This window comes from Clostridium sp. J1101437_171009_A5, assembly GCF_015547905.1.
In the GTDB taxonomy this organism is placed as follows: domain Bacteria; phylum Bacillota; class Clostridia; order Oscillospirales; family Oscillospiraceae; genus Pseudoflavonifractor_A; species Pseudoflavonifractor_A gallinarum.
Genome location: NZ_JADMVY010000001.1, coordinates 436,842 through 460,035 on the forward strand (window position 1 = coordinate 436,842; position 23,194 = coordinate 460,035).

Annotated in this window: 20 protein-coding genes and 1 riboswitch; of the genes, 13 read left to right on the forward strand and 7 right to left on the reverse strand. The window is 63.0% G+C overall.

Translation table 11 applies throughout. From position 1 onward, the window contains the following. Positions 1-28: 28 nt before the first annotated feature. The gene (locus I2C21_RS02330; protein WP_195278406.1) at positions 29-1,423 is read right to left on the reverse strand and encodes a uracil-xanthine permease family protein; all 1,395 of its coding nucleotides are present in this window, start codon (positions 1,421-1,423) and stop codon (positions 29-31) included. Between the two features lie 592 nt (positions 1,424-2,015). Between I2C21_RS02330 and I2C21_RS02335 the strand changes: the two genes are divergently transcribed. The 11 genes from I2C21_RS02335 (at position 2,016) to I2C21_RS02385 (ending at position 12,934) form a co-directional block, all read left to right on the forward strand. After that, complete coding sequence (locus I2C21_RS02335; RefSeq protein ID WP_101693616.1) at positions 2,016-2,762, forward strand: GntR family transcriptional regulator; 747 nt, start codon at positions 2,016-2,018, stop codon at positions 2,760-2,762. Between the two features lie 497 nt (positions 2,763-3,259). After that, the gene (locus I2C21_RS02340; protein WP_193536355.1) at positions 3,260-4,813 is read left to right on the forward strand and encodes an ABC transporter ATP-binding protein; all 1,554 of its coding nucleotides are present in this window, start codon (positions 3,260-3,262) and stop codon (positions 4,811-4,813) included. Next, positions 4,810-5,892 (forward strand): ABC transporter permease, encoded by a 1,083-nt coding sequence (locus tag I2C21_RS02345; RefSeq protein ID WP_101693618.1) that lies wholly within the window; start codon positions 4,810-4,812, stop codon positions 5,890-5,892. The genes I2C21_RS02340 and I2C21_RS02345 overlap by 4 nt, the downstream gene beginning before the upstream one ends. After that, entirely contained in the window at positions 5,892-6,812 is a 921-nt protein-coding gene (locus tag I2C21_RS02350; protein WP_101693619.1) for an ABC transporter permease, read from the forward strand. Before I2C21_RS02345 ends, I2C21_RS02350 begins: the two co-directional genes overlap by 1 nt. Before the next feature lie 117 nt (positions 6,813-6,929). Then, entirely contained in the window at positions 6,930-7,982 is a 1,053-nt protein-coding gene (locus I2C21_RS02355; protein WP_195278407.1) for a BMP family lipoprotein, read from the forward strand. Positions 7,983-8,116: 134 nt separating this feature from the next. Further along, positions 8,117-9,247, forward strand: coding sequence for an NAD(P)/FAD-dependent oxidoreductase (locus I2C21_RS02360; RefSeq protein WP_193536351.1), 1,131 nt, complete (start codon positions 8,117-8,119; stop codon positions 9,245-9,247). Between the two features lie 14 nt (positions 9,248-9,261). Further along, positions 9,262-9,573: a (2Fe-2S)-binding protein gene (locus tag I2C21_RS02365; RefSeq protein WP_101693622.1), complete on the forward strand. Its 312-nt coding sequence runs from the start codon at positions 9,262-9,264 to the stop codon at positions 9,571-9,573. After that, the gene (locus tag I2C21_RS02370) at positions 9,570-10,649 is read left to right on the forward strand and encodes an NAD(P)/FAD-dependent oxidoreductase (protein ID WP_195278408.1); all 1,080 of its coding nucleotides are present in this window, start codon (positions 9,570-9,572) and stop codon (positions 10,647-10,649) included. Before I2C21_RS02365 ends, I2C21_RS02370 begins: the two co-directional genes overlap by 4 nt. Continuing rightward, entirely contained in the window at positions 10,646-10,969 is a 324-nt protein-coding gene (locus tag I2C21_RS02375) for a (2Fe-2S)-binding protein (RefSeq protein WP_101693624.1), read from the forward strand. The genes I2C21_RS02370 and I2C21_RS02375 overlap by 4 nt, the downstream gene beginning before the upstream one ends. Continuing rightward, positions 10,950-11,366, forward strand: coding sequence for a 4Fe-4S dicluster domain-containing protein (locus I2C21_RS02380; protein WP_101693625.1), 417 nt, complete (start codon positions 10,950-10,952; stop codon positions 11,364-11,366). Before I2C21_RS02375 ends, I2C21_RS02380 begins: the two co-directional genes overlap by 20 nt. A 512-nt stretch (positions 11,367-11,878) precedes the next feature. Next, a complete protein-coding gene (locus I2C21_RS02385; protein ID WP_186962862.1) occupies positions 11,879-12,934 on the forward strand; it encodes a BMP family lipoprotein in 1,056 nt (351 codons plus the stop codon). A 443-nt stretch (positions 12,935-13,377) separates the two neighbouring features. Here the strand turns inward: I2C21_RS02385 and metK are convergent, their stop codons facing one another. The 4 genes from metK to I2C21_RS02405 form a co-directional block, all read right to left on the reverse strand. After that, positions 13,378-14,562 (reverse strand): methionine adenosyltransferase, encoded by a 1,185-nt coding sequence (gene metK, locus I2C21_RS02390; RefSeq protein WP_101693627.1) that lies wholly within the window; start codon positions 14,560-14,562, stop codon positions 13,378-13,380. A gap of 98 nt (positions 14,563-14,660) precedes the next feature. Then, positions 14,661-14,776: riboswitch (SAM riboswitch) on the reverse strand. A gap of 76 nt (positions 14,777-14,852) precedes the next feature. Next, on the reverse strand, positions 14,853-16,097 hold the full coding sequence (locus I2C21_RS02395; RefSeq protein ID WP_101693628.1) for an adenosylhomocysteinase: 1,245 nt from the start codon (positions 16,095-16,097) through the stop codon (positions 14,853-14,855). A 115-nt stretch (positions 16,098-16,212) separates the two neighbouring features. Then, entirely contained in the window at positions 16,213-18,336 is a 2,124-nt protein-coding gene (locus I2C21_RS02400) for a sodium-translocating pyrophosphatase (protein ID WP_286167183.1), read from the reverse strand. A 251-nt stretch (positions 18,337-18,587) separates the two neighbouring features. Beyond that, entirely contained in the window at positions 18,588-19,286 is a 699-nt protein-coding gene (locus I2C21_RS02405; RefSeq protein WP_195278410.1) for a hypothetical protein, read from the reverse strand. 232 nt (positions 19,287-19,518) lie between these two features. On the opposite strand from I2C21_RS02405, the gene udp reads away from it, so the two are divergent. Together udp and I2C21_RS02415 are read left to right on the forward strand one after the other, a co-directional pair. Next, positions 19,519-20,292 carry a uridine phosphorylase gene (udp, locus tag I2C21_RS02410; RefSeq protein ID WP_193536343.1) on the forward strand — a complete coding sequence of 258 codons (774 nt, stop codon included), beginning with the start codon at positions 19,519-19,521 and terminating at the stop codon, positions 20,290-20,292. 90 nt (positions 20,293-20,382) lie between these two features. Next, the gene (locus tag I2C21_RS02415) at positions 20,383-20,655 is read left to right on the forward strand and encodes a hypothetical protein (RefSeq protein ID WP_101693632.1); all 273 of its coding nucleotides are present in this window, start codon (positions 20,383-20,385) and stop codon (positions 20,653-20,655) included. Between the two features lie 66 nt (positions 20,656-20,721). On the opposite strand, the gene feoB is transcribed toward I2C21_RS02415, so the two are convergent. Together feoB and I2C21_RS02425 are read right to left on the reverse strand one after the other, a co-directional pair. Further along, positions 20,722-22,863 (reverse strand): ferrous iron transport protein B, encoded by a 2,142-nt coding sequence (gene feoB, locus I2C21_RS02420; RefSeq protein ID WP_195278411.1) that lies wholly within the window; start codon positions 22,861-22,863, stop codon positions 20,722-20,724. After that, positions 22,854-23,132 carry a FeoA family protein gene (locus I2C21_RS02425; RefSeq protein WP_101693633.1) on the reverse strand — a complete coding sequence of 93 codons (279 nt, stop codon included), beginning with the start codon at positions 23,130-23,132 and terminating at the stop codon, positions 22,854-22,856. The genes feoB and I2C21_RS02425 overlap by 10 nt, the downstream gene beginning before the upstream one ends. Positions 23,133-23,194: the final 62 nt, after the last annotated feature.

The window sequence follows — 23,194 nt, forward strand, 5'->3', positions numbered from 1 at the left end:
CCCGCCCGCCGGAACCGGTACAAAATGCTTACTTCTTGCCGCTCTTCTGGGTCTGGGCGGCCACTTTGGCCTCGGCCTCAGCCTCCAGGCGGGCGTTCTCGGCGGCCTGCTTGGCCTCGAACTCCTTGTCCGCCTTGCTGCGGGGCAGGATGATGTTGAGGACCAGAGCGGTCATGGCGGTGCCGGGGATGCCGGTGATGAGGGTCAGCACGGTGGAGGGCAGGAAGCTCAGGCTGGCGGAAGCGGCGCTGCCGCCGATGCCCACCACGATGGCCATGGCCAGGATGGTGATGTCACGCTTGCTCATACGACTCATGCCGATCACGCGGATACCGGAGGCCGCGATGGTACCGAAGGAAACGAAGAGCACGCCGCCCAGGACGGGATAGGGAGTCAGAGCCAGGACCTGCGCGAACTTGGGGAAGAAGGCCAGGATGCCGATGATGATACCGCCGGCCAGGGTGACGAAGCGGCTGCCCACGCCGGTCATGGTGATGATGCCCACGTTGGGGGAGCCGGAGATCACGGGCAGGCCGTTGAACAGGGCGGCAAACACACTGCCCAGGCCGTCGCCGCTGACGGCGCGCATGAGCTCTTTCTTGGTGGGCAGGCGGTCCTCCACGCCGGAGACCACGCCGGTGGTGTCGCCGATGTTCTCCATGACGGTGGCGATGTGCACGATGCACAGGGTGATGATGGCGCTGAAGTTAAAGCCGAAGCCGAAGTTCACGGGCTTGGGCAGAGCCAGCCAGGAGGCGGTGCCCACGCTGGCGAAGTCCACCAGGCCCAGCACCACGCACAGGACGTAGCCCACGACGATGGCGATCAGGATGGAGCAGGACTGGACGAAGCCCTTGGTGAAGGAGTCCAGCACCAGAGTGAGAACCAGAGTAAAGAGAGCGATGCCCACGAAGAGCCAGATCTGAGGCTCATTGGCGGGGTCCGCGGAGTTGTTGACCATGTAGCTGAAGGCGCTGCCCATCAGGCACATACCGACGGCCAGCACGGCGCTGCCGGTCACCACGGGGGAGAAGAAGCGATGCAGATACTTGACCGCCAGAGGTCCGAGCACGGTCAGCGCGATGGCCGCCACAAAGGAGGATCCGAACACCGTGCCGATGGGCATGTCCTTGGAGAGAGCCACCATGGGAGCGATCAGGGTGTAGCTGCCGCCGGTGACGATGGGAAGACGGGCGCCCAGAGGGCCGATGCCTACCGACTGGATGATGGTGGCCACGGCACAGATGAGCATGGCACACTGGACGACCAGGGCGGTATCCTGGCTGTTCATGCCCATGCCGGTCGCCAGCATCAGTGCGCCGGACAGCGTGCCTGCGAAAGCGGAGAGCACGTGCTGGAACGCAAGGGGAATGGTCTTTACAAGGGTTGGCTTGTCGTTGATTCCATACTTGAGGTTTTCCATCTCGAATCCACCTTCTTTTGGATTTACAGAACGCCGAGAGACAGGATATATAACACCTTATTTCATATCTTCCGCAATAACACTCATTTCACTGGGGTTCCCGGCTGGGGTCACCGCGTCTGAATCATCTCTCCTTGGTCTTTTGTAGTACTAAGGTCAGTATAGACCGCTCCGTCTAATATGTCAATTTTATTTATGGATTTCCCTCATTTTTATTAATTCTGTATAATATGCTAAATTTCAAATGCTAATTTTACTTTTTTATGTTCCGCTTCTATCTCTTTTCATTCACTTTATATGACTTTTTAGTATATTAGTACTACCAAATATTTTTTTGAGCCTCTTTCTTCGGCACTTTCACAAAGTAGAACGAACGGTTTTGCAGGGTCTTTCCTTCTATTCTGCATTTCTTCCATTTACAAAAATCAATTTTTTCGCTACACGAACCTTCCGATTGTCTATTTTATCTTATTTTCCGGTTTCATTTTTTCTTTTTTTCGTTTATTTGAATATAGTCTTGCATTCAACAGGTCCGGGAGGTATAATAAGGATGTTTCTCAGGCGAATTAAACTTTGTTGGACGTGGTACTAGATGGATGATCAGTTGCATATCCTGCGGGTAGACAATAAGCAGCTCTCCTATAAAACAAAGCGTGCGCTCTTGGATCTCATCCGCACTTCAAGTCAGGACAACGCCCCTTTCAAACTTCCCAATGAGGACGAGCTCTCACGCCGGCTGGGCATCAGCCGGAATGTGCTGCGTGACGCGCTGGCCTCTCTGGAGGAAATGGGTGTGGTCACCCGTCGGCGCGGAAAGGGTACCATTGCCAATCCGCAGCTGGCCGACAACGCGTTCCGGCTGGATACCGCTCCGGAGCTCTTCCGCTCCATGGAGGAGGCCGGCTACCACCCCCGGATCGAGTCTCTGAACCTGGGCTTCGTGTTCCAGAACGACCCCGCTTTCGGTCCGGAGTCTACCTCTTATTTAAATACCGAAAAACTGGGCTGGATCGACGGCGTCGTGGCCGCCTACTGTACCGACCACATCGACGGGCGTTTTGCCGAGCCCGCCCGGGATTCCATCTTCAAGCTCCAGAACATGGGGCACTATCAGTTCCTGGAGCAGTACTGCCACACCACCATGGCCTACACCCTCTCCCACATCGACGCGGTCATCCCGCCCCCCGCTGTGATCGAGCTGATGCACCTGGGCGAGCACGAGCCCGTCCTTCTGATGGACGACTATGTCTATAACTACGACCATGAGATCGTGGCCCACTCCACCATCTATTTCCGCAGCGGGTTCCTGGACCTCAAGTTCCTGCGGAAAAACTGGTAAGGCCGCCTTACCGGCTGGAAATCCCCCCGATCTGACCCTTTGTGAGGGTACGTCAAACCTGTTTTACGATGCGATGACTCTGTAACAGATTTGACGTGCCCTCTTCTTTTTTTGTCTTTTCTGTTTCCTTTTTATTTAAACTGTATAGTCTTATGATGTTATAATGTATTTCTTTTGTGTAATATTCCATTGCGATTCCCGCGTTTTTTTGCCCGATCTTTCCTTCTTTTTTATAGAATAATGCTCTATTTTAAGTTTCTTCTTTTTCATAATCTACACACCCTTTCGTGAGATTTGTCAAAATTATATTGACTTTACCAGGCTGTCTTTATATAATCATCATAAGCTGTATGTAGTACAAAGGACTTGTACCTCTGTCTCTGCATCTGCGATCTGCTGGAAAGCCTGTCTACCGTGTCCCTGCGGTTCTCCGGCGCTTCGAACGGAAAAGCTCGTGTTCCCATCGGCAAACAAACCAATCCGAAAGGAGCCAGAAAATGAACGTTGTAGAAATGCATGGCATCTGCAAATACTTCGGGAATTTTTGTGCCAACAAGAACATCGAATTTACCCTGAAGCAAGGCGAAGTCCATGCGCTGCTCGGCGAAAACGGAGCCGGTAAGTCCACCCTGATGAACATCCTTTACGGCCTTTACGCCCATGACGAAGGACATATTCTCATCAACGGGGAAGAAGTTCACATGTCCAGCCCCAGCGTGGCCATTCAGCACGGCATCGGCATGGTGCACCAGCACTTCATGCTGATCCCCCAGCTCACCGTCACGCAGAACATCTTCCTCGGCATGGATAAAGAGACGGGTATCGTCCACCACATCAAAGAGCTGGACAAAAAGGTCCAGGAGCTCAACGACCGGTTTGGCTTCAACGTCAATCCACAGTCCCTGATTTGGCAGATCCCCGTCGGCGTGCAGCAGAAGGTGGAGATCCTCAAGGTCCTGATGCGTCAGGCCAAGATCCTCATTCTGGATGAGCCCACCGCTGTTCTGACTCCCAACGAGGTGGAAGAGCTCTTTACCTCCATCCGGATGCTGGCCGACAGCGGCTATTCCATCATCCTCATCACCCACAAGATGAGCGAGGTTATGACCTACGCCGACCGCGTCACCGTCATGCGGCTGGGCGAGGTGATCGGCTCGGTCAACGTCAAGGACACCACCGAGGAAGAGCTGGCCCACATGATGGTGGGCCGCGACGTCCATCTGGAGCGCCAGATCGAGCCCAAGGAGCCCGGCCGGCCCCTGCTGGAGATCGACCATCTCCGCGTCAAGAACGACAAGGGCCTGCCCGCGGTGGACGGCATCTCCTTCGCGGTCCACGCCGGTGAGATCGTCGGCATCGCCGGCGTCGACGGCAACGGCCAGCTGGAGCTGGGCGAGGCCATCGTCGGCGGACGCAAGATCGAGGACGGCGACATCCGTCTGGACGGCGAGTCGGTCACCAAGGCCAACATCCGCCGCCACCTGGATCTGGGCCTGGCCCACATCCCGGACGACCGCCTCACCAAGGGTCTGGTCCTCCAGTTCCCCATCAAGCAGAACCTGATCATGGGCACCCAGCGCAAGGCCCCCTTTGCCCACGGTCTCATGGCCGACAATCACGCCATCACCAAGCACGGCGTCGAGATGGTGGAGGCCTTTGATATCCGTCCCCACGATCCCGAGTATCTGGCCGGCGGCCTCTCCGGCGGCAACCAGCAGAAGGTCATTCTGGCCCGCGAGGTCTCCCGTGACCCCAAGGTCATGCTGGCCATCCAGCCCACCCGCGGCCTGGATATCGGCGCCATCGAGTTCGTCCGCTCCAAGCTGGTGGAGGAGCGCGCCAAGGATAAGGCGGTCCTGCTCATCTCCACCGACCTGGACGAGATCCTCTCCCTCTCCGACCGTATCCTGGTCATGCACGGCGGGCGCGTCATGGGTGAGGTCTCTCCCGATGTCGACGTCAGCATTCTCGGCCTGATGATGGCCGGTAAGAGCCAAGAAGATCTGAAGGCGGAGCAGCACGCTGCCGCAGGAGGAGGCGTCCAAGGATGAAAGAAAAACTGACGGGACTGTTACAGTCCATCTGGAAACCCCTGGTGGCGGTGTTCTTCGCCGTCATCTGCAGCTGGCTGCTGCTGACGGCCTTCGGCTATCCGGCCAATGAGGCCTTTGTCTCCCTGTGGGACGCCACCTTCGGCAATCTCCGCGTGTTCGGCAACACCCTGAACAAGGCCTGTCCCCTTCTGTTCACCGGTATCGCCGTGGCCATCGGCAACCGCGGCAGCGTCTTTAACATCGGCGCGGAAGGTCAGTTCATCATGGGCTGTACCGCCGCCACCTGGGTGGGCATCACCTTCACCTATATGCCCGGTATCCTCCTGATGATCCTCATGGTTCTGGCCGGTGCGCTGGCCGGTGCCGCCTGGGCCTTCATCCCTGGTCTCCTCAAGACCAAGTTCAGCATCTCTGAGATCATCACCACCATCATGTTCAACTACATCGCCCTCCAGCTGGTGGGCTATCTGGTCCGCAACCCCATGCGCGACCTGAGCCAGGCCGAGCCCCAGTCCTACACCATCGCGGAGCAGGGCTTCATGCCTTACCTCATCGCCAAGACCAAGCTGCATCCCGGCTTCCTCTTCGGCTGCATCGCCGCTGTGGTCATCTTCATCCTGCTCTTCAAGACCTACTTCGGCTATGAAGTGCGCGCCGTGGGCTACAACTCCACCGCGGCCAAGTACGGCGGCATCAACGTCAGCCGCACCATGATCTCCACCATGCTCATCTCCGGCGCTCTGGCCGGCATGGGCGGCGCGTTCGAGGTGGCCGGCTCCGCCCACTACCTCTACGAGAAGATCTCCAACGGCTACGGCTACACCGCCATCGCCGTGGCCATCCTGGCCAACAACAACCCCATCGGCGTCATCCTCAGCTCCCTGCTCTTCGGCTTCCTGGCGTCCGGTTCCACTGCCATGCAGCGCAACATCGGCGTCTCCTCTTCCTTCGCTGACATCGTGCAGGGCATCATCATCATCTTTGTCGCTGTGGCCGCGGTCAGCCGCGTGAAGAAAAAGCGTACCGCTCCGGCCCGTCCCGGTAAAAAGCCTGTTTTGAAGGAGGCGAAGCAGTAATGGATCTCTCTTCTTTCCTCGCTGCGACGATTCGCATGGCCATTCCCCTTCTGATCGCTGCTCTGGGCCTGGTGGTCTCTGAGCGCGCCGGCCTCATCAACATCGGCGTGGAGGGTACCATGCTTACCGGTGCCTTTGCCGCCTTCGCCGTGGCCTACTACACCAACAACTACTGGCTGGGCATGCTGGCCGGTATGCTGGCAGGCTGCTTCATGACGCTGATCTTTGCGGTGGCCTCCATCCGCTTCAGGGCACCCCAGGTGGTCATCGGCTGCGCCATCAACATGCTGGGCTCCGGCTTCACCGCCGTTTTGTTCCGCAAGATGTTCTTTGACGCGCAGACCGGCGGCACCCAGGTCACCCCCTTCCCTCCCATCCAGATCCCCGGCCTCTCCAGCATCCCCTTCATCGGTGAGGTCTTCTTCCAGCACAACATCATCGTCTACATCGGCTTCATCCTGGTTCCGGCCATCTGGTTCCTGATGAACCGCACCTCCATCGGCACCCGGATCATCGCCGTGGGCGAGCATCCCAAGGCGGCCGACAGCCTGGGCATCAACGTCTTCACCACCCGCTATGCCGCCACCCTCTTCAGCGGATTGCTGATGGGTATGGCCGGCGCCTACCTGGCCATCGCCCAGTCCAACACCTTCCAGGTGGACATGACCGGCGGCAAGGGCTACATCGCCATGGCCGTGGTGGTCCTGGGCAAGTGGAAGCCCGGCGGCGTGCTTCTGGGCGCTCTGATCTTCGGCGGCTCCAATGCCCTGCAGATGACCCTCCAGAACGCGGGCCTCAACATCCCCAACAACCTCATCCTGATGGTGCCCTACATCGTCACCGTTCTGGCTGTTCTGGCCGCCTGCAAGAAGAAGGCCGTGGACGCCAGCGCCAAGGGCGTGGCCTACGAGAAGGCGTAAGCATTCCCATCCAAGCACCCTTCCTCAGAAGAATGTATGGATCCTGTCTGATCACGTTTTATCCCATTCCATAACCAAAACCATTGGTTTTAAAAACATTTTATTGGAGGAATGAACATGAAAAAGCTGATCCCTTTGATCCTGTCCGGCGCGCTCCTGCTCGGTACTGCCGCCTGCGGCGGCGGCACCTCCACCACTCCTGAGGGCAGCACTCCTCCCGCCGAGGGCGGCAGCGAGGCTTCCGACGTGAAGATCGGCATCCTGATCCCCGGCTCCCCCACCGACGGCGGCTTCTCCCAGCAGGGCGCCGAGGCCGGCAAGAAGCTGGAGGAGAACTACGGCTACGAGGTGGCCACCGTTGAGGCCGGCACCGCCGACGTCATCAAGTCCGAGGCCGAGACCATGGCCGCTGAGGGCTACAAGATCGTCTTCGGTCACGGCGGTCAGTGCTCCGCTCCCTTCGCTGAGATCTGCGAGGACTATCCCGACACCTGGTTCGTCACCTTCGGCGGCACCGAGATCCGGGACAACCTCTTCCCCGTGTGCATGTGCGCGGAGGAAGGCACCTATGTGCTGGGCGTGGCGGCCGGTATGATGACTCAGACCGACAACATCGCCTTCACCCTGGGCGGCGACTACCCCGCCTACACCAAGACCACCATGGGCTTCGCCCTGGGCGCCAAGAGCGTCAACCCCGACCTGAAGATCCAGGAGGCCGTCCTCAGCTCCCCCGACTCCAACGAGTGCTATGAGACCACTATGAACCAGATCAAGAGCGGAGCCGACTTCATCCTCTCCAACTCCAACGAGGGTCAGGCCGGCGCCATGAAGGCCGTGGGCGAGAGCGAGAACGTCTACACCTTCGGCTGCCTGGGCAACTTCTTCGACATGGCTCCCGGCAAGGTCCTGGGCAACATCATCGGCGACTACAACGTGGGCTATGACGAGGCCACCAAGGCCATCATGGAAGGCACTGCTGAGGCCGAGATCATGTACCTGACCATCGCCAACGGCTGTGTGTCCGTGGAGTGGAACCCCGACATCCCGCTGCCCGAGGACGTGCAGGCTGCCGTGGATCAGGCCTACGAGGACATCAAGAGCGGCAAGATCGACGTTCCCAACGAGTATGAGCAGGACGCTGCCAAGGAGCAGCTGGCTGCCTACAACTAACCTCTGCTTTTCCAACGCGATCCTTTGAACTTCGCATTATCTCCTCACCGAATATACGAGGAGGGCCGGCGCAGCTGCGCCGGCCCTTTTTCGTTTTCCACCCTCTATCTCAACTGATGAAAGGAGCCTTTCCCATGAAGCCACGTGTGGTACTGATCGGCGGCGGTCTGATGTCCGCCGCGGCGGCAGCGGCTCTGGCCCGGGCCGGACATCCGGTCACCGTGCTGGAAAAGGGCGAACTGGCCTGCGGCGCCTCGGGCGCCAACCTGGGGCAGCTCTCCCTCTTCGACCGCATCGAGCCCTGGCACTATGCCCTGGCCTGCGAGACCTTTGAGGAGTTCTCCCACCTGGGAGAGACCATCGAATACGACTGCTCCGGCGGCGTGGTGGTCCTCCAGGATGAGGCCCAGTACGAGGGGGCCCTCCCCGTCTGCGACGCCCTGCGCCGCCTGGGCGAGCCCGCCCGCATCCTGGTGGGAAAGGAGGCCCGGGAGGTGGAGCCCTTCCTGGACGACACGGTGATCCACAGCGTGCTCCACTGCCCCCATGAGGGCAAGCTCAACCCCCTGCTCACCACCCTCCACTACTACCGCCAGGCCGAGGACGCCGGGGCGGAGATCCGCCTCCACACCTGCGTGACCGGATTTGAGACCTGCGGCGACACCGTCACCGCCGTGCAGACCAACCAGGGCCGGGTGGAGGGCGACCTCTTCGTCAACGCCGCCGGCGCCTGGAGCCTGGATCTGGCCGGGATGCTGGGGCTCTCCATCCCCCTGGGCTACCACCGGGCCACCGCCTTCGTCTCCCAGCCCGTTCCCCCCTGCATCCGGGGTCCCATCGTGGGCGGCGAGATGTTCCTGGCCCACCGGGACATGTCCCTGCGCCGCCACATCGGTCTGGGCGGCGTGCAGACCGCCCACGGCAGCGTCATCATTGCCCAGGCCACCGAGACCTCCGGGGTGGACAGCCGGGAGGTCACGCTCCCCGGCCTGTGCCTCACGGCCCGCACCTTCCTGGACCACTTCCCCACCCTGGGCGACCTGGAGATCGTCCGGGCCTGGGCCTGCGTCACCCCCTTCACCCACGACGGGCTCCCCATCTTCGGCTTCAGCCGCTCCTTCCCCAACCTCTTCCACTTCACCGGCTTCAAGGGGGCCTTCTCCATCGCCCCCGCCGCCGCCCGCGTGCTGGTGCGCGCCCTGGACGAGGGCTTCGTGTGGGAGGGCGACGCCTTCTCCCCCGACCGTACCGTCTCTGCCCTTTGAAAGGAGGAATTTTGATGCATCGGATCCAACAACATCCCATCCTCTCCGTGGAGGAGCGCCCCGTGGTCCACATCACGGTGGACGGCACCCCCATCGAGGCCCGGGAGGGAGATACCATCGCCGCCGCCCTCATGGCCAACGGCATCCGCACCTTCCGCCACACCGCCCGCTATCACGAGCCCCGGGGCCTCTTCTGCGGCATCGGCCAGTGCACCGACTGCGTGATGGAGGTGGACGGCAAGCCCAACGTGAAAACCTGCATCACCCGGGTCCGGGAGGGCATGACCGTCCGCACCCAGGAGGGAAATGGAGGGAGCGCTTCATGAAACACTATGATGTGATCGTGGTGGGGGCCGGACCCGCCGGTCTGGGGGCCGCCATCGAGGCCGGACGGCAGGGTGCCAAGGTCCTCCTGCTGGACGAGAACGACCGCCCCGGCGGCCAGCTTTTCAAGCAGATCCACAAGTTCTTCGGCTCCCGGGAGCACTACGCCGGGACCCGGGGCTTCGCCATCGGCCGCCAGCTGCTCCAGGAGGCCGAGGAGGCCGGGGTGGAGATCCACCTGGGCCGCCGGGTGTGGGGCATCTTCCCCGACGGCAGCGTCACCGCCGCCAACGACACCGAGAGCGTCCGCTACCAGGGCTCCTACCTCATCCTGGCCACCGGCGCCTCGGAGAACGCCCTGGCCTTCCCCGGCTGCACCCTCCCCGGCGTGATGACCGCCGGCGCGGCCCAGACCTTCGCCAACGTCCACCACGTCCTGCCCGGGCAGAACATCGTGATGGTGGGCTCGGGCAACGTGGGCCTCATCGTCACCTATCAGCTCCTCCAGGCGGGGGCCAACGTCAAGGCCATCCTGGAGGCCGCCCCCAAGCTCTCCGGCTACGCCGTCCACGCCGGAAAGGTCCGCCGGGCGGGCGTGCCCGTCCTTCTGAGCCACACGGTCACCCGGGCCATGGGCGACGGCTCCCTGGAGGCCGTGGAGATCGCCCAGGTGGACGAGCACTTCGCCCCCATCCCGGGCACCGAGCAGGTCATCCCCTGCGACACCCTCTGCCTGGCCGTGGGCCTCACCCCCCGGGTGGAGCTGGCCGACGTGAGCGGGTGCGACCTGGTCTGGTCCGGACCCCTGGGCGGAAAGCTCCCCCGCCACAACATGCACATGGAGAGCAGCCGCTCCAACATCCTGGTGGCCGGCGACCTGGCCGGCATCGAGGAGGCCAGCACCGCCCTGGACGAGGGACGCCTGGCCGGCACCCGGGCCGCCTACCGCCTGGGCCTGCTGGACGAGGAGACCTACGAGGGCCGCCGGGCCGAGATCCAGGGCCGTCTGGACCGGCTGCGCCAGGGACCCTTTGGAGAAAAACGCCGCCGCGCGAAAGAGGAGGTCTGGAAGGCATGAAACAGGAACGCGATATCGTCTGCCGCTGCGAAGAGGTGACCCGGGAGGAGATCATGGAGGCCATCCGGCTGGGGGATGACTCCCTGGACGCCATCAAGAAGCGCACCCGGGCGGGCATGGGCTTTTGTCAGGGCCGCACCTGCAAGCGCCTCATCGCCCAGATTTTAAGCGCCTATTACCACCTGCCGGTGGACCAGTTCCTCCCCGGCAGCATCCGTCTGCCCATCATGCCCATCCGCCTGAGTCTGCTGGCCGAGACCGTGGACGGCGCGGTGGAGAGCGAGGAAGGAGGAGAGGTCCATGCGCCGGATTCTCATTGACTGTAAGGAGCACATCCCCTGCAACCCCTGCCAGTTCGCCTGTCCCACCCACGCCATCGTGGTGGGAGACGACATCACGGAGCTCCCCCACGCCGACCCGGAGAAGTGCGTGGGCTGCGGGGCCTGCGTGGCCGCCTGCCCCGGTCAGGCCTGCTTCCTGATCGACCCCGACTTCAGCGAGAGCGAGGCCACCATCGACTTCCCCTATGAGTATCTTCCCCTCCCCCCGGTGGGGCTGGAGGTGGAGGCCCGGAACAACCTGGGCGAGACCCTGTGCACCGGGCGGGTGGTCAAGGTCCTCTCCCTCACCGCCTACGACCACACCAACCTGGTGCGCATGGCCGTCCCCAAGGACCTGGTCCAGCAGGTCCGGGGCATGAAGCCCTGGCGGGGATAAGAGCCGCTTGTCGAACCAGTTCGACAAGCTTTCTCAAAAATGCAAGCATTTTTTCGAATGGGATGCAGGCCGCTGCGCGCACTTCGTCGGGTCAAAGTCCGCACCGTTCACCCCGGCCTGACGGCCAGGGTTCACTCCGCTCCCTTGCCCCTCCTCTCCCAAACAAACCCGCTTCGCTGGGCTTCGTTTGGGTTCCCGGCTCGCGCACTGGCGGCCTGAGGGGAGTGTTTTCCGACGTACATGCCGCCGGAAAACACGATCCCACTCTATTCCGCCGTCTGCGGACGGCGGAACTCTGCGAGGCTCTGAGCGCCAAAGAGCCAGAACTCTGTGTTTCAACACACTTGAAGCGCCCCGGTCGGTGCCGGGGCGCTCTCTTTTTGCGCATCTGGCCCAAAGGCCTGCGGGCTTCCCAGGGCGCTTTTTGTCTATTCCTGCGTTTGACTCTTCTCCATTCTCTGTGCTAATATGTTTCAGGAAATCGGTTACATAAGAAAAAAGGAGAAAGATTTATGAAGAAAGTTCTGACCCTGTTCCTGGCGGCCCTCCTGTGGGCCGGTCTGGCGGGCTGTACGGCGGGCTCTGCCGCGCCCTCCCCCACGTCTTCCCAGCGTCCCGCCTCCCCCTCTGCCGGAGTGGAGTACCCCTCCCAGACCAAGGTGGGCTTCCTGCTGCCCGGCGACCCGGCGGAGGACCGCTTCTCCGGCGTGGCCGACAAGGCCGCCCAGGAAATCAAGGCTACTTACGGATACAGCGTGAAGGTGGAGACCGCCTCCACCGACGAGGCCATTTCCGCCGCGGCCCAGGCCATGGCCGAGGAGGGCTTCGCCATCATCTACGGCCACGGTGGCCAGTGCGCCGCCCCCTTTGCCGCCCTGTGTGAGCAGTACCCCGACACCTGGTTCGTGACCGTGGGCGGCGACCAGGTGAAGGACAACCTCTTCCCCATCACCATGTGCGCCGAGGAGGGGGCCTATCTGGCCGGCGTCCTGGCCGGTCTGACCACCGAGAGCGGCATTCTGGGCGTGAGCCGCAGCGCCGACTATCCCGCCATCAACAAGACCACCAACGGCTTCATCCTGGGCGCCAAGAGCGTCAACCCCCAGGTGGAGATCCTGGAGACCGTTCTGGACGGTCCCGACGGTGAGGCCGCCTATGCCGCCGTGCAGGAGCAGCTCGCCGCCGGCGCGGACGTGATCTTCAGCAACACCAACGAGGCCCAGCCCTCCGCCCTCCAGGCTGTCCAGGAGAACGGCAAAGCCCGCGCCTTCGGCATGCTGGGCAACTACACCGAGTACGCCCCGGAGCAGCTCATGGGCAACGTCCTGTGTGACTACGTGGAGGCCTACCGCCAGGCCACCGAGGCCATCATGGCCGGCACCATCACCGAGTCCGCCCCCATGTTCATGACCACCGGCAACGGCTGCGTGAACTTCTACTGGAACGACGCCGTCAAGGCCCAGCTTTCCACCGAGGCGGTCCAGGCGGTGGAGGACACCTTCCTGGCCATCAAGTCCGGCGAGATCCAGGTGCCCAACGAATTTGAGCAGGATCAGATTTCTTTCTGAGCTTGAATCCCGCCGCAAAACAGAAGCCCCCGTTCCGCCAGTCGGCGGAACGGGGGCTATGTATTGCTGTATGTTGGAGGCACAGAGCCTCGCAGAGTTCCGCTGTCCGCAGACGGCGGAACAAAGTTTAATCGTGTTTTCCGGCGGCGTGTACGTCGGAAAACACTCCTCTCAGGCCGCAAGTGTGCGAGCCGGGAACCCAAACGAAGCCCAGCAAAGCGGGTTTGTTTGGGAGAGGAGGGGCAAGGGAGTGAAGTGAGCCCTGGCCGCAAGGCCAGGGGGAACGGTACGGACTTTGCCCCGACGAAGTGCATGCGGCGGCCTGCATCCCCTCGAAAAAATGCTTGCATTTTTGAGAAGCGTGTCGAACTGGTTCGACACGCAAATCCCCCGTTCCGCGGACTGGCGGAACGGGGGATTTTTCCTCACACGAGATAAAATTCTTACTTCAGGTTGGCCTTGAGGGCGTCGATCCGGTCGGTGCGCTCCCAGGTCAGATCCAGGTCGGTGCGGCCGAAGTGGCCGTAGGCGGCCAGCTTCCGGTAGATGGGCTTACGCAGCTCCAGGTCCCGGATGATGGCGGTGGGACGCAGGTCGAAGGTCTTTTCCACCGCCTCTTCCAGGGCCAGGTCGGAGACCTTGCCGGTGCCGAAGGTGTCCACCCGGATGGAGACCGGCTCAGCCACGCCGATGGCGTAGGCCAGCTGGACCTGGCAGCGGCTGGCCAGACCGGCCGCCACCACGTGCTTGGCCACCCAGCGGGCGGCGTAGGCGGCAGAGCGGTCCACCTTGGTGGGGTCCTTGCCGGAGAAGGCGCCGCCGCCGTGGGGGGCGCTTCCGCCGTAGGTGTCCACGATGATCTTGCGGCCGGTGAGGCCGGAGTCGCCCTGGGGACCGCCGATCACGAAGCGGCCGGTGGGGTTTACGTAGATCTTGGTGTTCTCGTCCAGCAGCTCAGCGGGGATGGTGGGCTTGATGACCAGCTCGATCATGTCCTTGCGGATCTGCTCCAGGCTGGCCTCGGGGCCGTGCTGGGTGGAGAGGACCACCGCGTCCACCCGGACGGGCTTGTTGTTCTCGTCATACTCCACGGTGACCTGGGTCTTGCCGTCGGGGCGCAGGTAGTCCACCAGGCCCTCCTTGCGCACCGCGGTCAGGCGCATGGCCATCTTGTGGGCCAGGGAGATGGCCAGGGGCATGAGCTCGGGGGTCTCGTCGCAGGCATAGCCGAACATCATGCCCTGGTCGCCGGCGCCGTTGGTCAGGTCCTCGCCCTGGCCGCCCTCCTTGGCCTCCAGGGACTGGTCCACGCCCAGGGCGATGTCGGCGGACTGCTCGTCGATGGAGGTGATGACGGCGCAGGTGTCGCAGTCAAAGCCGTACTTGGCCCGGTCGTAGCCGATCTCCCGGATGACCTCCCGGGCGATCTTGGGGATGTCCACATAGCAGTGGGTGGTGATCTCGCCCATCACGTTGACGAGACCGGTGGTGACGGTGGTCTCACAGGCCACGCGGCCCATGGGGTCCTGCTCCAGAATGGCGTCCAGCACCGCGTCGGAGATCTGGTCGCAGATTTTGTCGGGATGTCCCTCGGTCACGGATTCCGAAGTAAAAAGTCGCTTTGCCAATTTGATTCCTTCCTTTCCAAAATACACGCCTTGCCGAGAACGGGAACCACAAAAAAGCGCTCCGCCGGACGGCGGAGCGCATGGAGTCTTGTTGTCCATCCTCATCTTTCGATTTACACCGCCGGATTTGGCACCTTTCCTTCCCGCGTGTTACGGCGTTCAGGCAGGTTGCCGGGCTTCATAGGGCCGTTCCCTCCACCTCTCTCGATAAGGCTATTCAGTTGGTACAAGGTATTCTATCCTCTTTGCCGAAACTTGTCAAGAGTCAATTCCAACTATATTGCTGGGATTTATGCCTTCCAGCCGTTGAGATAGGCCCGCTGGTCCTCGGTCAGGGCGTCGATGTGCAGGCCCATGGCGGCCAGCTTGACCCGGCCGATCTCGTCGTCGATGGAGTCGGGCACGTTGTAGACCTTCTTCTCCAGCTCGTCCCGGTGCTTCACCAGCCACTCCAGGGCCAGGGCCTGGACCGAGAAGGACATGTCCATGATCTCGGCCGGGTGGCCGTTGCCCGCCGCCAGGTTGACCAGGCGGCCCTCTCCGATGACGTTGAGCACCCGTCCGTCGGGCAGGGTGTAGCCCTCGATGGAGTCCCGGCGGATCTCCCGCTTGACGGCCATGGCGGCCAGGGAGGCCACGTCCACCTCGCAGTCGAAGTGGCCGGCGTTGGTGAGGATGGCGTTGTGCTTCATCTTCTCAAAGTGGCGGGGGGTGATGACGTCCTTACAGCCGGTGACCGTGACGAACACGTCGCCCAGGGCGGCGGCCTCGTCCATGGTCATGACCCTAAAGCCGTTCATGGTGGCGTCCAGGGCCTTGAAGGGGTCCACCTCGGTGACGATGACGTTGGCCCCCATGCCGCTGGCCCGCATGGCCACGCCCTTGCCGCACCAGCCGTATCCGGCCACCACCACGGTCTTGCCCGCCACCACCAGGTTGGTGGTGTGCATGATGGCGTCCCACACCGACTGGCCCGTGCCGTACTTGTTGTCGTAGTAGTGCTTGGCCTTGGCGTCGTTGACCGCCATCATGGCGCAGGGCAGGATGCCCTCCCGCTCCCGGGCCCGCAGGCGGAGGATGCCGGTGGTGGTCTCCTCACAGCCGCCGATCAGGTTCTCCCCCAGGTCGGCGCACTTCCCGCCCAGCAGGTGGATGAGGTCGCCCCCGTCGTCCACCACCAGGTGGGGCTTGAAGCGCAGGGTCTCGATGAGATGGGCCTCATACTCCTCCGCCGTGGCGCCGTGGATGCCGAAGGTCTCCACCCCCATGCTGTCCAGACCCGCGGCCACGTCGTCCTGGGTGGAGAGGGGGTTGGAGCCGGTCAGGCGCACCTCCGCCCCGCCCTTCTGGAGCACATAGCCCAGATTGGCGGTCTTGGCCTCCAGATGGACGGATACGGCCACCCGCAACCCCGCAAAGGGACGCTCCCGCTCAAAGCGGGCCTCGATCCCGCCCAGGGCGGGCATGAAATCCCGCACCCACTGGATCTTCCGGCGGCCGGACTCGGCCAGGGACCTGTCTTTTACGATGCTCATGGGGACATGACCTCCTGTTTGTGATGGTATGTTTTCCTTTGGAATGATTATAGCAGACTGCCCGTCAAAAGAAAACCCCGCGGACCGGAGGGTCCGCGGGGCAGAGTGTGTCCGATTAGCCCAGGAAGAACTGGCTGACGCTGATGACCAGACCGCAGAACACGATGGACACGGTGGAGACCAGCTTGATGAGGATGTTCAGAGAGGGGCCGGAGGTATCCTTGAAGGGATCGCCCACGGTGTCGCCGATGACGGCGGCCTTGTGGCAGTCGGAACCCTTACCGCCGTGCTTACCGGACTCGATGTACTTCTTGGCGTTGTCCCAGGCGCCGCCGGCGTTGGACATGAACACGGCCATGGCGAAGCCGGTGACGGTCACGCCGCCCAGCAGGCCCACAACGGCCTCCACGCCCAGGATGCAGCCGGTGACGATGGGCACCACGATGGCCAGCAGAGAGGGAACCACCATCTCATGCAGGGCGCCGCGGGTGCACAGGTCCACGCAGGAGGCGTAGTCGGGATCGGTCTTGCCCTCCATGATGCCGGCGATCTCCTTGAACTGACGGCGGACCTCCACCACGATGGACTGGGCCGCACGCTGCACGCCGCTCATGGTGAGGGCAGCGAAGATGAAGGTGAGCATGGCGCCCACGAAGATGCCCACCAGCACGGCGGGGTTGGTGAGGGCCAGGTCGATCTCTCCGCCGATCTTGCCCTTGACCACGTCCACATAGGAGACCAGCAGGGCCAGAGCGGTGAGGGCGGCGGAGCCGATGGCGAAGCCCTTACCGGTGGCGGCGGTGGTGTTGCCCAGGGAGTCCAGGGCGTCGGTGCGGTTGCGGACCTCCTCGCCCAGGCCGCTCATCTCAGCGATGCCGCCGGCGTTGTCGGCCACGGGGCCGTAGGCGTCGGTAGCCAGAGTGATGCCCAGGGTGGAGAGCATGCCCACCGCGGCGATGCCGATGCCGTACAGGCCCTTATTGAAGAGCTCGGCATAGTCGGCGGAAGAGGTGGACAGGGAGCCGCCGGCGGCCAGGAAGGAGACAATGATGGCGATGCCCACGATGACCACAGGAGCGGCGGTGGACATCATGCCCAGGGAGATACCGCCGATGATGGTGGTGGCGGCGCCGGTCTCGGTGGAGTCGGCCAGCTTCTGGGTGGGCTTGTAAGTATCAGAGGTGTAGTACTCGGTGAAGTAGCCGATGGCGCAGCCGGCCACCAGACCGGCCAGGATGGCCACATAGACGCCCATGCTGCCCAGGATGAAGTAGGTCAGAGGAGCGGCCAGGATGGCGGCCAGGATGGCGGCGGTGTAAGTGCCCTTGCGCAGGGTGCCCAGCAGGTCGCGCTGGCTGGCGCCCTCTTTGGTGCGGATGAGGAAGGTGCCCAGGACGGAGCAGATCACGCCCACCACGGCGATGGCCACGGGCAGGAGCATGGCGTTCCAGGCCTTGTCGGCGCCGGCATAGGCGGAGGCGCCCAGGGCGAAGGTGGCCAGGATGGAGCCAACGTAGGACTCATAGAGGTCGGCGCCCATGCCGGCCACGTCGCCCACGTTGTCGCCCACGTTGTCGGCGATGGTGGCGGGGTTGCGGGGGTCATCCTCGGGGATGCCGGCCTCTACCTTGCCCACCAGGTCGGCGCCCACGTCGGCGGCCTTGGTGAAGATGCCGCCGCCCACACGGGCGAACAGAGCCATGAAGGAGGCGCCCATGCCGAACATAACCATGGTCTGGGCGATCTTGGTGGCGTCATAGCCGGCCACATACTTCAGGATGTGGAACCAGACGGACACGTCCAGCAGGCCCAGGCCCACCACGGTGAAGCCCATGACCGCGCCGGAGGAGAAGGCCACGTTCAGGCCGCGGTTGAGGCTCTCGTGCGCGGCGTGGGCGGTGCGGGCATTGGAAGAGGTGGCGATCTTCATGCCGATGAAGCCGGCCAGGGCGGAGTAGATGCCGCCGGTCAGGAAAGCAAAGGGAATAAACCAGTTGTCCAGCTGCTTGGTGGCCACCAGGATCAGCAGGATCACGAAGACCACGGCAAAGATCCTTGCCACGGTGGAATACTGGCGCTTCAGATACGCGTTGGCACCCTGACGGATGGAAGAGGCGATCTTCTGCATCAGTTCGGTGCCCTCGGAGAACTTGAGCACCTTGCGGCTCTGGACCACGGCGAAAAGCAGCGCGATCACCGCGCCCACCAGCCCGATCCAGAAGAGGTTCTGTGCGTTCATTTTCCCAACTCCTTTAATCATGTGGAAACCACGCTAAGGGGCGGCTTCCTTCTCTCTTTGATGCCTTAATCTTAGCGCAAATCCACTGCATTTTGCAAGCTCTTCCTGTTCCATAATTGTACTGACAATATCATTTTTACTCTTTACACAATTTATATGATTTTATCCTTTTCTTTTCATCCATTATTACCAAATCAAACCCATCAAAAAGCGCCCTCCGTCTACAGACAGAGAGCGCTTTTACCGCCGGCTTAAATGACCCACTCGCTGTGGATCAGCCCCACCAGATACCACTGCTCCTCATAGGCGGAAAACACCAGCTTGAGGGAGCACCAGTCGAACTGCTCCTTCTCCGGCTGCAGGCCGGGAAAGTAGCACTCCACAAAGCGGTCCTCCGGGAAGATCTCCCGGACATTCTCCAGGGCGTTGCCACTGGCCAGCACCTGGTCCACCGCCTGCTCGGGGGCATAGAGATAGTCGGCATTGTACACATAGGTACGGATATACTCCGGTATGGTCAGACTGATCTGGTCGCCCACACCGTCCCGGAATCCCCAGAGATACCGGGTCTTGTCCTCCGCGGCATCGGCGATCTGGTCGGGCAGGAAGCACAGATCGCTCTCCGGGTCCACGGTGGAGTAGGGGGTGAAGGTCACACCCTTGACCGGATGGACCATTTGACTCAATGCGGCATAGTCTTCCTCTGACAGGCTCGTCAGCACTTCCTTGGCCCGCTCCAGCAGGAGGGCGTCGTCCCCTGTGTCCAGGGGAGGGCGCGCCGTCTCGCGGGACGGGGCGGTACCGCGGCTGGGCAGTGCGGCGGAGGAGGCGGTGCGCATCGTATTGCGCACGGGCAGTTCTCTCCCAAAGAAAAAACTGCTGGTGCACAGACTTCCGATCGCAACGCAGCAGCACAGGACGAGCACGCACAGGGAAACGGCCTTTTTCATAGGACACCTCGCTTCCATGGGATACGGCTTCCCTATTGTACTGTAATATGATCAAAAAAACAACAACAAATGGTTACAAAACCGGCGCAGATGTCAAATGTTCTTGCGACTTTGTTCGATCTGTTCTATAATAAAGCTGTTCCAAACCGCACATAGAGCGCGGTTTCGCCCCGCTGCGCGCCGCGCTCTCCTTCTGAACGGATTCTGATTTGGAAACATGAGGTGATTTTGTATGCATGAGCATGAACTGCAATTCCATATCCAGTGTGGGCAGGGCGACGTGGGCCGCTACTGCATCCTGCCCGGCGATCCCGGCCGCTGCGAGAAGATCGCCGCCTACTTCGACAACCCGGTCAAGGTCCAGTCCAACCGGGAGTACACCACCTACACCGGCACCCTGCTGGGGGAAAAGGTGAGCGTGTGCTCCACCGGCATCGGCGGCCCCTCCGCCGTCATCGCCATGGAGGAGCTGCACAAGATCGGCGCCGACACCTTTATCCGGGTGGGCACCTGCGGCGGCATCAACCTGAAGGTCAAGAGCGACGACGTGGTCATCGCCACCGGCGCCATCCGCCACGAGGGAGCCAGCCGGGAGTACGCCCCCATCGAGTTCCCCGCCGTGTCCGACTACGAGGTCCAGGAGGCCCTGGTGGCCGCCGCCAAGGACCTGGGCAAGCCCTGGCACGCCGGCGTGGTCCAGTGCAAGGACTCCTTCTACGGGCAGCACGACCCCAGCCGCATGCCCGTGTCCTACGAGCTGCTCCACAAGTGGGAGGCCTGGAAGCGCCTGGGCGTGCTGGCCTCCGAGATGGAATCGGCCGCCCTCTTCTGCTGCGCCGCCGCCCTGGGCGTGCGCTGCGGCTCCTGCTTCCACGTGATCTGGAACCAGGAGCGGGAGCTGGCCGGCCTCGATCAGGCCGAGAGCCACGATCTCTCCGCCGCCATCGAGGTGGGCATCGAGGCCCTGAAAAAACTCATCCTGGCCGACCGGGCCAGACAGGCGTGATCCCACGCCCCCTTGGAACGCTGCCGCGCCGGACCGAACTGCCGGCGCGGCAGCCGATTTTGATTCTCAAATGTAAGGAGGTCCTTTCCAATGGAAGAAACCACCGTGGTGCGGCTGGAGGCCTGGCACCTGTTGGATGAGGAGCGGGGGGCGCCCTATCTCTGCCGCGCCCTGTCCCTGCCGGAGGGGGACGACGTCCTCTCCTGCCTGTCGGACACCCTCAGCGACGGGGAAACCTCCCTGGGTCTGGTACTCATCGGGGCCGACCTGATGCGGGAGAGCAGCTGGGGAAAGCAGCTGCTGGGCGTCCTGACCCAGGCCGCCAACACCAACCGGAAGCTGCACCTGGTTTTCCGCGACTAAAAAACATGCAGGCATTTTTAAGAGGGGGAGAGCGCCCTATGGCGCTCTCCCCCTCTTTTCTTATGCTCACACAAGACCCAACAGGCGGGCCAGGGCGGCCGTCAGGATGCACAGCCCCATCCCCACCGCCGTGGGCAGAAGCCAGGCCAGCGCCGTCCACTTCCAGCTGCCGCTCTCCTTCCGCACCGTGAGACAGGTGGTGGAGCAGGGCCAGTGGAAGAGGGAGAAGAGGATCATGCACACCGCGGTCAGTCCGGTCCAGCCCTGCTCCACCAACAAAGCCCGCATCTCCTCCAGCTCCCCCAGCTCCAGCAGGCTCCCGGAGGAGAGATAGGTCATCAGGATCAGGGGCAGGACGATCTCGTTGGCCGGAAAGCCCAGGAGAAAGGCCATCAGGATCACTCCGTCCAGCCCCATCAGCCGCCCCAGGGGGTCCAGAAAGGCGGTGCAGTGCTGGAGGATGCTCACCCCCTGCACCTCCACATTGGCGCACAGCCAGATCACCAGCCCCGCCGGAGCGGCCACCGCCGCCGCCCGGGCCAGCACGAAGAGGGTGCGGTCCAGCACCGAGCGCACGATCACCTGCCCCACCCGGGGCCGGCGGTAGGGGGGCAATTCCAGCGTAAAGGAGGAGGGGGTCCCCTTCAGCACGGTGGCCGAGAGGAGCCGGGAGGCCCAGAAGGTCAGAACCACCCCCAGCACGATGAGCCCCGTCAGGAGGACCGCCGCCCCCAGGCTCTCCCCCCATCCCCCGGCGGTCCCCACGAAGAACATGGAGATCAGGGCGATCAGGGTGGGAAAGCGGCCGTTGCAGGGCACAAAGCTGTTGGTCAGCATGGCGATGAGCCGCTCCCGGGGGGAGTCGATGATGCGGCACCCGGTCACCCCCGCCGCGTTGCACCCGAAGCCCATGGCCATGGTGAGGGCCTGCTTGCCGCAGGCGTGGGCCTTCTGGAAGGCGTGGTCCAGCACAAAGGCCACCCGGGGCAGGTACCCGAAGTCCTCCAGCAGGGTAAAGAGGGGGAAGAAGATGGCCATGGGGGGCAGCATGACTCCCACCACCCAGGCCAGGGTCCGGTACACCCCCAGCACCAGCATGTCGTGGAGCCACTGGGGCGCGCCCAGGTAAGTAAAGAGCCCGCTCAGCCGGTCCTGGAGCCAGAACAGCCCCTGGGAGAGGAGCTGAGAGGGGTAGTTGGCCCCCGCCAGGGTCAGCCAGAACACCCCGGCCAGCAGCAGGAGCATCACCGGGATCCCGGTCAGACGGCTGGTGAAGATCCGGTCCAGCCGCCGGTCCCGGCGGTGGCTGTCCGCCTGAACCGAGGAGACCACGGCGTGGGCCATGTCCTCGGCCCGCCAGATGAGGCAGGAGACCAGCCGCTCCCGGAGCAGCTCCCCCTCCAGGCCCACCCTGGCCAGCTCGGCGCGCACCTCGGTGAGACAGCGGGCGATGCCCGGCTCCTCCCGCAGGTCCCGGCCCAGGGCCTGTGTGATGGACGCCAGCGCGGAGCTCTCCCCGTCCAGCAGGCGCAGGGCCGTCCACCGGGGCGGAAGGGCCCCGCACCGCCCGGACACCTGGGTGGTCAGCACCTCCAGCGCCCGCTCGATGGGCGGGAGATACCGGGGGAGTTTTGCCTGGGGCGGATGGGCGATCACGTCCTCCACCGCCGCCAGGAGCTCCTCCAGCCCCTCCCCCCGGCCGGCCGCCGTCCCCACCACCGGGACCCCCAGCCGCCGGGAGAGCTCCGCCAGGTCCACCGAGATCCCCTTCCGCTCCGCCTCGTCCAGGAGATTGACGCACACCACCGTGCGGCTGTGGAGCTCCAGGGTCTGGAGGACCAGGTTCAGGTTGCGCTCCAGCCCGGTGGCGTCACACACCACCACCGCCGCGTCCGCCCCGCCGAAGCAGAGAAAATCCCGGGCCGCCTCCTCCTCCGCCGAGCGGGCCAGGAGGGAGTAGGTCCCCGGAAGATCCACCAGCAGATAGCCCCGCCCTTTGTGTTCACACCGCCCCTGGGCGGCCGCCACCGTCTTTCCCGGCCAGTTGCCGGTGTGCTGCCGCAGATGGGTCAGGGCGTTGAAGAGGGTGGATTTCCCCACGTTGGGGTTCCCCGCCAGGGCGATGACCCGGTCCTCCGGGTGTTCCCGGCGCAGGACCCATTTCCCCTCCACCGCGCCCGTACCGGTGGAGGCCGCGGTCAGTCCCATGCGCCCACCGCCTCCTCTTCCAGGGGGAGCTCCGCCCCCGCAAAGAGACAGACCTCCTCCGCGTCCGCCCGGCGCAGGGCGATGACCGCTCCCCGGAAGGCATAGGCCGCCGGGTCCCCCGCCGGACTCTTGCCCACACAGGTCACCCGGGTGCCGGGGACCAACCCCAGATCCATCAGCCGCCGCCTCAGGGCCGAGGCGGCCTCCACCCGGCACACCCGTGCCTCCTCGCCCACACCCAGGGCGCTCAGTCGTGGTTGTTCTCTCATATATGAAACCCTCCGGACATATGGATGATGTTGGCAGTCTCTGCCAGGAGGAAAGGGAGTTT